General features: G+C 68.3%; 9 protein-coding genes. 5 read left to right on the plus strand and 4 right to left on the minus strand.

Annotated elements, in window-relative coordinates:
- Positions 1-212: 212 nt before the first annotated feature.
- On the minus strand, positions 213-2,021 hold the full coding sequence (locus ACIGII_RS19360; protein ID WP_399641299.1) for a DUF885 domain-containing protein: 1,809 nt from the start codon (positions 2,019-2,021) through the stop codon (positions 213-215).
- 106 nt (positions 2,022-2,127) lie between these two features.
- On the opposite strand from ACIGII_RS19360, the gene ACIGII_RS19365 reads away from it, so the two are divergent.
- Together ACIGII_RS19365 and ACIGII_RS19370 are read left to right on the plus strand one after the other, a co-directional pair.
- Positions 2,128-2,484 carry a GFA family protein gene (locus ACIGII_RS19365; protein WP_399641302.1) on the plus strand — a complete coding sequence of 119 codons (357 nt, stop codon included), beginning with the start codon at positions 2,128-2,130 and terminating at the stop codon, positions 2,482-2,484.
- On the plus strand, positions 2,484-3,290 hold the full coding sequence (locus ACIGII_RS19370; protein ID WP_399641304.1) for a DUF4349 domain-containing protein: 807 nt from the start codon (positions 2,484-2,486) through the stop codon (positions 3,288-3,290). Before ACIGII_RS19365 ends, ACIGII_RS19370 begins: the two co-directional genes overlap by 1 nt.
- Before the next feature lie 42 nt (positions 3,291-3,332).
- On the opposite strand, the gene ACIGII_RS19375 is transcribed toward ACIGII_RS19370, so the two are convergent.
- Positions 3,333-3,626 (minus strand): hypothetical protein, encoded by a 294-nt coding sequence (locus tag ACIGII_RS19375; protein WP_399641306.1) that lies wholly within the window; start codon positions 3,624-3,626, stop codon positions 3,333-3,335.
- A 97-nt stretch (positions 3,627-3,723) separates the two neighbouring features.
- A complete protein-coding gene (locus ACIGII_RS19380) occupies positions 3,724-4,659 on the minus strand; it encodes a LysR substrate-binding domain-containing protein (protein ID WP_399641308.1) in 936 nt (311 codons plus the stop codon).
- Positions 4,660-4,850: 191 nt separating this feature from the next.
- Here ACIGII_RS19380 and ACIGII_RS19385 point away from each other — a divergent pair, with 191 nt between their 5' ends.
- On the plus strand, positions 4,851-5,705 hold the full coding sequence (locus ACIGII_RS19385) for a DMT family transporter (protein WP_399641317.1): 855 nt from the start codon (positions 4,851-4,853) through the stop codon (positions 5,703-5,705).
- A gap of 6 nt (positions 5,706-5,711) precedes the next feature.
- Here the strand turns inward: ACIGII_RS19385 and ACIGII_RS19390 are convergent, their stop codons facing one another.
- A complete protein-coding gene (locus ACIGII_RS19390) occupies positions 5,712-6,611 on the minus strand; it encodes a peptidylprolyl isomerase (RefSeq protein WP_399641311.1) in 900 nt (299 codons plus the stop codon).
- A 151-nt stretch (positions 6,612-6,762) separates the two neighbouring features.
- On the opposite strand from ACIGII_RS19390, the gene ACIGII_RS19395 reads away from it, so the two are divergent.
- On the plus strand, positions 6,763-7,128 hold the full coding sequence (locus tag ACIGII_RS19395; protein WP_399641313.1) for a PadR family transcriptional regulator: 366 nt from the start codon (positions 6,763-6,765) through the stop codon (positions 7,126-7,128).
- On the plus strand, positions 7,125-8,147 hold the full coding sequence (locus ACIGII_RS19400) for a sensor domain-containing protein (RefSeq protein ID WP_399641315.1): 1,023 nt from the start codon (positions 7,125-7,127) through the stop codon (positions 8,145-8,147). Before ACIGII_RS19395 ends, ACIGII_RS19400 begins: the two co-directional genes overlap by 4 nt.
- Positions 8,148-8,279: the final 132 nt, after the last annotated feature.

The following is an 8,279-nucleotide window of genomic DNA, read 5'->3' on the forward strand; positions in this document are numbered from 1 at the left end:
CCGTCGCGGCCGGTAGGTCCCTGGCAAAGTAAAGGAGGAGGTGGCGGCCGCAGGCCGACGCCGGGGGACATTTGCATAGGGGCCTGCCGGCCGCGGCGGGGCCCCAAACGCTCGCGACGACCTGATCGAAGACAGAAACAAAAAACGGCCCGGTACTTACCGGGCCGTTCGACACCGACGCGTACCGACCAACGGTCGGTACCACCGTGGGTTTACTCGATGGGCTGGTCCAGCATCAGCTGGCGAGCGAAGCGCACCGGCGGGGCGCCGTAGGACAGCATCTGGTCGTGGTAGGCCTTCAGGTTGAACTTCTCGCCCTGCTTCTCCTGCACCGCCTTGCGCGTGTCGAAGTGCTCCTGCGCACCGACGAAGTAGGTCGGCAGCTGCGCCGAGGTCAGCTGCGCGCGCACCCACTTGCCCGATGCCTCGCTTTCCTGCTGGAACGCATCGTGGGTCATCAGCTGCATCGCCTGCTCGCGCGTCCAGTTGTCCACGTGCACGCCCTGGTCCAGGATCGCGTTGGAAATGGTGCGCAGGTAGAACTTCAGCTGCACCAGGTGGAACAGCGGATCGTTGTCCAGGTAACCCTGCTCCTGCATCATCCGCTCGGTGTACACCGCCCAGCCTTCGGCGAACAGGCCCGAACGCAGCACCGCGCGCAGCGTCGACGGGAACTTGCCCGAATGCCAGCCTTCCAGGTAGTGGCCCGGCGTGCCTTCGTGGATGCTCAGCAGGTGGATCATGCGGCTGTTGTATTCGCGCAGGAACGAATCGACCTGCTTGTCGGTCCAGTCGTCGGGAATCGGCGACACCGCATAGAAGGTCTTCAGGTTCTTGTCCAGCGGGCCCGGCGAATCGCAGTAGGCCACCGCCACGCCGCGCTGGAATTCGGGCATCAGGATGATGTCCACCGGTGCGTCGGGCAGGGTCATCAGGTCGTGCTTGCGCACGAACTCGGTGGACTGCGCCAGCGCCGCCTTCGCATCGTCCACGACCTTGTCGCGGGCCGGCTTGTCGGCGTAGGCCAGTTCCAGCGCGGCTTCAATGGCCGCCTGCTGCTGCTCGTCGCTCGGGTTGGCCGGCAGCGCCGGCGCCCCCGGCTTGTCCTTGAGCACCGTGTGCGCGATGCCGTACATGTCCTGGCGCACGCGCTTGAGTTCGGCGCGGGCGCGTTCGCCGATCTCCGCACGCGACAGCGACGAGTTCAGTGCGAACTTCAGTTTCTGGTCGTACAGCGCCGCACCGATGCGGAAATCGCCCTTGGCATTCGGCACCAGCGTCTTGTCCAGCCAGGTCTGCTGTTCGTCCACGGCCTTCTTCAGGCCGTCGATGGCTGCCTGCAGGCGCTTGCCGTCTTCCGCAGGCAGCTCGCCGATGTGCGGGGTGATGAAGGTATCGACGATGCTGAGGATGCCCTTGTTCTGCTTGGCCACCGTCTCGGCATGGATCTTCGGCACGCGGGCCGGGTCCAGGTTCTCGCGGGCCTGGGCGAAGATCTGCGGCAGCTTTTCCATGCGCGCCGTCGCCGACTTCAGGCGCTCGGGCAGCGGCGCGAACTCGCGCGCCATCAGCCCATACAGCGCGCTGCCGGCGGTGCCGTTGTAGATCTGCGGGTCCCACTTGGAGGACTGCAGTACTTCGGCGGTCCAGATTTCCTGCTGCAGCTGGTTGCGCAGGATCGCCGCGTCCACCTGGTTCTCGCGGCCCAGCTTGCTGATCTCGATCTTGTCCAGTTCGCCCAGCAGGCCCTTGTAGGCGGTGAGCATCTTCTGCTGGCCGGCCACGCTCAGGTCGTCGATCTCGCTGTCGTAGCGGTGGTCGCCGATCTGGGTGGCGCTGATCGGCGACAGCTGCATCCACGTGTCCAGGGCGCGCTTGGACAGGTCCGCGAAGGCGGCGTCCACTGCCGCGTCAGCGGCCGTGGCGGTCGCCGAGGTGCCGACCGGGGCGGTAGGGGCGTCGGCCGGCTGGCAGCCGCCAAGGGCGGCGATCAGGGCGAGGGCAAGAAGATGCTGGCGCATCGGCGATCCTGTGCTGTGGTCAATCGTCCAGCATAGGCCGCTGGGGCAGGCGGCCGCCCGTGCCATTGGATTACCATGGCGCTTTCCAGGCCAGCGGGGTGGCACCATGCAGTACCAGGGAAGCTGTCACTGTGGGGACATCGCCTTCACCGTCGAGGCGGCCGAGCCGATCAGCGAGGTGATGGACTGCAACTGCTCGTTGTGCCGCCGGCGTGGCGGCCTGCTGTGGTTCGCGCCGCGCACGGCACTGCAGCTGAGCACGGACCCTGCACGGCTGGGCACCTACCAGTTCGCCCAGCACCACCTGTCCCACCATTACTGCGCACGCTGCGGCATCGCCCCGTTCAGTGAAGGCGTGGACCCGCGCAGCAACCAGGCCATGGCTGCGGTGAACGTGCGCTGCCTGCCCGATGTGGTGCTCGAGACGCTGACGGTCACCCACTTCGACGGAGCAAGCATGTGATGACACGGACGCGCTGGCAGCGCAGGGCTGCCGGGGCAGGGATGCTGCTCGTACTGCTGCTGGCCGGCTGCAGCAACAGGGAACACGCGGCCGCCAGCGCTGGCGGGGCGGGCGCGGTGGCGTCGCCGGAGGGCGCAGCGCTGGCCTACGAGCACGACGTGGAGATCCAAATGGCGGCATCGCAGATCGGTGCGCGGGTGAAGCGCGTGAGCGATGCCTGCCAGGCCGGCCGCTTTGGCGACTGCGCGGTGCTGCAGGTCGGCCAACAGGGCGGCGAGTATCCATCGGGATCGATCCGCGTGCGGATCGCACCCAAGGGGGTCGAACCCCTGATCGGGCTGGCCGGTGAAGGCGGCGACGTCGTCTCGCGCACCACCCAGGCCGAAGACCTGGCCCAGCAGGTGGCCGACACCGCCTTGACCAAGGCGCGGCTGCAGAAGGAACACGCGCGCCTGCTGGCATACCAGGCAGACAAGACCATCAGGGTCGCCGACCTGCTGGTGGTGACCCAGCGCCTGTCGGAGATCGAAGCGGGCCTGGAACAGGCCAACAAGGACGCTGCCAACCAGCGGCGCCGGATCGACACGCAGCTGCTGACCCTGCGCTTCCAGACCCCCGCCGGGCAACGCAGCCGCAGTGACATCGGCCAGGCGCTGCGCGACTTCGGTGCAACCTTGACCAGCAGCGTGGCGTTCGTGATCCGCGCCGTGGCCGCACTGCTGCCGGTGGCGCTGGTGGTCTGGCTGGCGGGGTGGATCGGGCTGAAGCTGTGGCGGCGGCGCCGCCGGGCTTCGTCCATGCCGTAACGCGTATGCACCAACGGTGCATACCTACGGTGGGTTGCTACGTCAGCCCTCGTCGGTCTCGTATTCGACGAACACGTCCAGTTCCAGTGCCAGTTCCTGCACCGCATCGCGCACCTTCTGCGCGGTGCTCTCATTGCCCACCTCGACTTCCAGTTCATGCGTGCCGGGACCGATATCGTCGGACAGGCCTGCCGAGCTGGAATCATCGTCGTCCATGTGCGGCATCAGGTCGTCGGTTTCCTCGACATGCTCGATGCCCTCCACGCTCTGCAGCAGGTCGCTGATGGCGCGCGCATCGTCTTCGCTGCCGGTGATCCGGATTCGCAACATGGCCATGGGAACGTCTCTGGAGAAGGGAATTCCAGCGTAGCCAGCCCGCGGACAAGACGAGGTGACGATGCCTGGCCACCCACGCCCACGTGCGTGCACGCCTTCACCCCCGCGCGATCCCCATCAGTTCATCCGGCAACGCGGGCACCGGCGTGCGTTCATCCTGTGCTTCGCGCTTCAACCAATCCATGAACGCGACCGCCGTCGGGCTGAGCGGCCGGTGCTCGGCATGCACGATGTAGTACGCGTAACGCGCCTTCAGCGCCGGTCCGGGCAGGCGCACCAGTTCATAGCGCTGCAGGTACGGCTGGGCGATGTGCCTGCGCGCCAGGACCACGCCGATGCCATACACCGCCGCGCGCATCGCGTCGGTGCTGTCGCTGAAGATGTGCTGCGCGGTCAGGTCCAGCCCGCGCACGCCGGCGGCGCGGAACCAGTCGCGCCAGCCCTGCGGCGACATGTCGCTGATCAACGGCAGTGCAGCGATCTGTGCCGGCTCGCGCAACGCGCCCACGCCGGGCAGTGCCGGCGAGGCCACCGCGCACAGTTCGTCGTCCATCAGGTGGTGCGCCGCCAGGCCTGGCCACTGGCCCAGGCCATAGCGGATGCCCAGCTCCGGACCGTTCTCGTCAAAGCGCACCAGTTCGCTGCTGGTCTGCAGCTCGATGCGCATGCGCGGGTGCAGGCGGGTGAAACGCGTCAGCCGCGGCACCAGCCAGCAGTAGGAGAGCGAGCGCAGGGTGGTGACCCGCAGCGGCTCGATGTCGGCCTGCGGGTGCAGGTTGCCGGCCACCGCGTTGATGTCGCTCAGCGCCGCCGCTGCGGCGTCGGCCAGCTGTCGCCCCTCCGCGGTCAGTCGCACCCCGCGCGCATGGCGCTGGAACAGCACCGTGCCCAGCAGCGATTCCAGGCGGCGCACGTGGTGGCTCACGGCGCTGGCGGTGAGGTGCAGCTCTTCGGCGGCGTGGGCGAAATTCTGGTGGCGCGCGGCGACCGCGAACACCCCCAGCGCGGGCAGCAGGGCAGGGCGCAGGATCATGGCGGAGACCCAAATCAGATTTGTGGCTTGCAGGGATACTACGCGCTTGTGGGCAGTCGGAGAGGGGCGGATGCTGTATCCCCGACCCCCGGAGCCCGCGCCATGCTGCTGTCAGTCACCCCCGATCTGCCTGCCTTCACCCGCCGCGCCGGGGGCCGACCGTGAGCGGCACGCCGGTGGCGGCGGGCGCGATGGAGCGGGACTGGCGCACCCCGCTGGAGCTGACCCTGCTGGGCGCGATCTGGGGCTGCTCGTTCCTGTTCATGCGCGTGGCGGTGCCGTCGTTCGGGCCCTATGCGCTGGTGGAGGTGCGGCTGCTGCTCGGGGCGCTGGTGCTGTTGCCGTTCCTGTGGAAGGCGCGCGCGCAGTTCCCCGCCCGGCGCTGGCTGTGGCTGGTGCCGATCGGGTTGATCAACTCCGCCATTCCGTTCGTGCTGTTCGCCTGGGCGGCGCAGCGGGCGCCAGCGGCGATCGGCGCGATCTGCAATGCGATGACGGTGCTGTTCGCGGCCTTGATCGCGTTCCTGTTCTTCGGCGAGAAGATCGGCATGCGCCGTGCCATCGCCCTGCTGGTGGGGTTTACCGGCGTGGTGGTGCTGGCGACGGCCAAGGTGTCGGGATTGAGCATCGGCGCAGCGGTGATCGCCGGTTCGCTGGCGGCACTGCTGTACGGGCTGGGGGTGAACCTGGTCAAGCGCCACATGACCGGGCTGCCGCCGGCGGCATCGGCGGGTGCCACGCTGGGCAGTGCGGCGCTGGTGATGTTGCCGATGGCATTGACGCATTGGCCCGAGGCACCCGTCCCGGCGCTGTCGTGGGCATGTGCGGTGGCGCTGGGCGTGGTCTGCACCGGGTTTGCGTTCCTCATGTTCTACCGACTGATCGCCCGCATCGGCCCGGCCCGCGCTTCGACCGTGACCTACCTGGTGCCGATGTTCGGCGCGCTGTTCGCGTGGCTGTTCCTGGGCGAGCCGGTGACCTTGGCCATGCTGATCGCCGGGGCCCTGATCCTCGGCAGCGTCGCGGTGTCGCAACGCTCCCGCTGAGCGCCGTTACCGTACCGGCACCGGGATGTTGCACAGGTCGATATGCCCGGCGGCGCGCTTGTAGAAATCATCCACGCGGTTCCGGCGCGCTTCGACCGTATCGGCGAACGTCTTCGAATCGGTGCGCAGCACCTGCAGCGTCGGTCGCTGCGCTTCCGGCAGGTCGCTCACCCGCTGGATCGAGCGGATCGCGGTGCGCTGCGCGGCGTCGGCGTAGAAGCCCATCGGCGCCGGCCCGCGCGGCAACGCGCTCAACAGCTCCATTCCCTTCAGCACCCGGCCTACCACCGTGATGTTGCGGTCCAGCTGGCGCGGCGATTGTCCGGTGACCACGTACAGCTCGGCCCCGATGCTGCTGTCTTCGTCGTTGTTGCGGCCCGCACCCAGCGCCCCGTAGCAGTGCGCCAGCCAGGTGGTGCCGTCCTGCCGGTCCTGGCCCACCGCGAAGCCATCGACGAAGCCGGTCTGGTCGGCCCAGCCGTCGCGATCGGGCAGCACGCTGACCTTCAATCCCTTGCTGTCGCGCTGGAACTCCGCCGGCAGCTTGCGCTTGGCCGAGCCCAGCGGCTTGGCCTTGGCCGCGTCGTCGGCATCGGCATCGCCGAACTGCACCACGAAGTTGTCCTGCGCGCGGTAGATGCTCTCGCCGTCCCAGAAGTGCTCGTGGGCCAGGGTCTGGATGTTGGCCACGTGCTGCGGCGCGAAGGCCGGGGCCAGCTCGATCACCACCTGCCCGGCGTCCAGCGTCATCACCAGCAGGTTGGCCGGATCCGGCGTGCGCCAGTCGCTCGCGGGCGAGGCCTCCAGGATCTGCTGCGCGCTGCGGTACGGCGTGGCAGCGGCGGCAAGGCCGGGCAGCAGGCAGGCGAGGGCGAGAGCGAGCAGTGCAGGACGGCGTGGCGACATGGTGGACCCCGGGATGAGCGATCCCCGATTCTGCGCGAAGCCCGGCGCGCACCGCCAGTCCGCCCCCCTGCCCGGCGGCAGGGTGACTAACGGCACGTTCGCTATAGCTGACTTCACACTAGTGTTGACTCCACGCTAGCTGGAGATCGCCATGAGCGACCACGAGGTCCACCTCAAGAAGTTCCAGAAGGAGCTCAGCGCCGGCACCGTGTCGCTGGCCCTGCTGGCGGTGCTGGCCAAGGCCGGTGAGCCGCTGTACGGCTACCTGATCGCCAAGGAACTGGAGCGGACCGGCGAGGGCGTGCTGAGCGGCAAACAAAGCGCGCTGTACCCCGTGCTGCGCAACCTGGAAGCGGCGGGGCTGCTGGAGAGCCAGATCGAACCGTCGGTGGCCGGGCCACCGCGGCGCTACTACCGCATCAATGACCGCGGCCGCGAGGTGCTGGCGTTGTGGAGCCAGGCCTGGCGTGCCACCCGAGATTCCGTCGATTCCGTGCTGGAAGGGGTACTGCAATGAACGAAGAAAGCATGAGGGGCGGTGGCCTGCCGACCACCATCGGGCAGTACCTGGCGCAGCTGCGCGCGGCCCTGCACGACGCCGATCCGGCAATGGTGCAGGACGCGTTGTACGACGCCGAGGAATACCTGCGTTCGGAGCTGGCCGCCCAGCCGGGGCGCAGCGAGGCGGAGGTGATCGCCGACGTCGCCGGCAGCTACGGTGCGCCGGAGGAAGTGGCCGAGATCTACCGCGAAACCGAGATCACCGTGAACCGCGCACTGCGCACGCCCAGTGCCAGTGTGCGGCCGATTGCCCGCGTGGTGCCGGCGCAGGTGGCCGGCGCATCGGTCGCCGCAGCCGCAGCGGCCGCAGCCGACGGCGATGCACCGCCGACCGACCGTGCTCCGCCGCCGCACCGCTCGGCGCTGGCGCGCTTCTTCGGTGTAGCGCTGGAACCGCGCACCTACGGGGCGCTGTTCTACATGCTGCTGTCGCTGGCCACCGGCATCTTCTTTTTCACCTGGGTCATCACCGGCCTGTCGATGTCGCTGGGCCTGATCGTGCTGATCATCGGCATTCCAATGACGGTGCTCTTCTTCGGTTCGGTGCGCGGCCTGGCGCTGCTGGAAGGGCGGCTGATCGAAGCGCTGCTGGGCGAGCGCATGCCGCGCCGGCCGCGTTATGCCGACCGCAGCCGCAGCTGGCTGCAGCGCATCGGCGACATGTTCACCGATGGGCGCACCTGGCTGACCATGCTGTATTTCGTGCTTATGCTGCCGTTGGGCATCCTGTACTTCACCATCGCGGTCACGCTGCTGACGGTGGCGCTGGTCTTCATCTGGGCGCCGGTGGCCTCGATGTTCGCGCTGGGCGCGCCGAGCCTGTACTTCGAGAGCGAACTGGTGGTGCTGCCGCTGTGGGCCACCCCGGCGCTGGCGGTGCTGGGCGTGGTGATCCTGTTCTGCACCATGCACCTGGCGCGTTTCATCGGGCACCTGCATGGGCAGATGGCGAAACACCTGTTGGTGCGGCTGTGATCCATGCGGGTCACGACCAACGGTCGTGACCTACCGGGGGGTATCGCGGGGTCACGACCAACGGTCGTGACCTACCGGGGGTTTCGCGGGTCACGGCCAACGGTCGTGACCTACCGGGGGTATAGCCGGGTG

The sequence above is a fragment of the Stenotrophomonas sp. NPDC077420 genome, assembly GCF_044543385.1.
In the GTDB taxonomy this organism is placed as follows: domain Bacteria; phylum Pseudomonadota; class Gammaproteobacteria; order Xanthomonadales; family Xanthomonadaceae; genus Stenotrophomonas.

Bases quoted from the DNA above. Each gene is read 5' to 3' on its own strand.
- ACIGII_RS19375 (WP_399641306.1), bottom strand. From the start codon at position 3,626: ATGGCCATGTTGCGAATCCGGATCACCGGCAGCGAAGACGATGCGCGC.
- ACIGII_RS19395 (WP_399641313.1), top strand. From the start codon at position 6,763: ATGAGCGACCACGAGGTCCACCTCAAGAAGTTCCAGAAGGAGCTCAGC.
- ACIGII_RS19390 (WP_399641311.1), bottom strand. From the start codon at position 6,611: ATGTCGCCACGCCGTCCTGCACTGCTCGCTCTCGCCCTCGCCTGCCTG.
- ACIGII_RS19370 (WP_399641304.1), top strand. From the start codon at position 2,484: ATGACACGGACGCGCTGGCAGCGCAGGGCTGCCGGGGCAGGGATGCTG.
- ACIGII_RS19400 (WP_399641315.1), top strand. From the start codon at position 7,125: ATGAACGAAGAAAGCATGAGGGGCGGTGGCCTGCCGACCACCATCGGG.
- ACIGII_RS19360 (WP_399641299.1), bottom strand. From the start codon at position 2,021: ATGCGCCAGCATCTTCTTGCCCTCGCCCTGATCGCCGCCCTTGGCGGC.
- ACIGII_RS19380 (WP_399641308.1), bottom strand. From the start codon at position 4,659: ATGATCCTGCGCCCTGCCCTGCTGCCCGCGCTGGGGGTGTTCGCGGTC.
- ACIGII_RS19365 (WP_399641302.1), top strand. From the start codon at position 2,128: ATGCAGTACCAGGGAAGCTGTCACTGTGGGGACATCGCCTTCACCGTC.
- ACIGII_RS19385 (WP_399641317.1), top strand. From the start codon at position 4,851: ATGGAGCGGGACTGGCGCACCCCGCTGGAGCTGACCCTGCTGGGCGCG.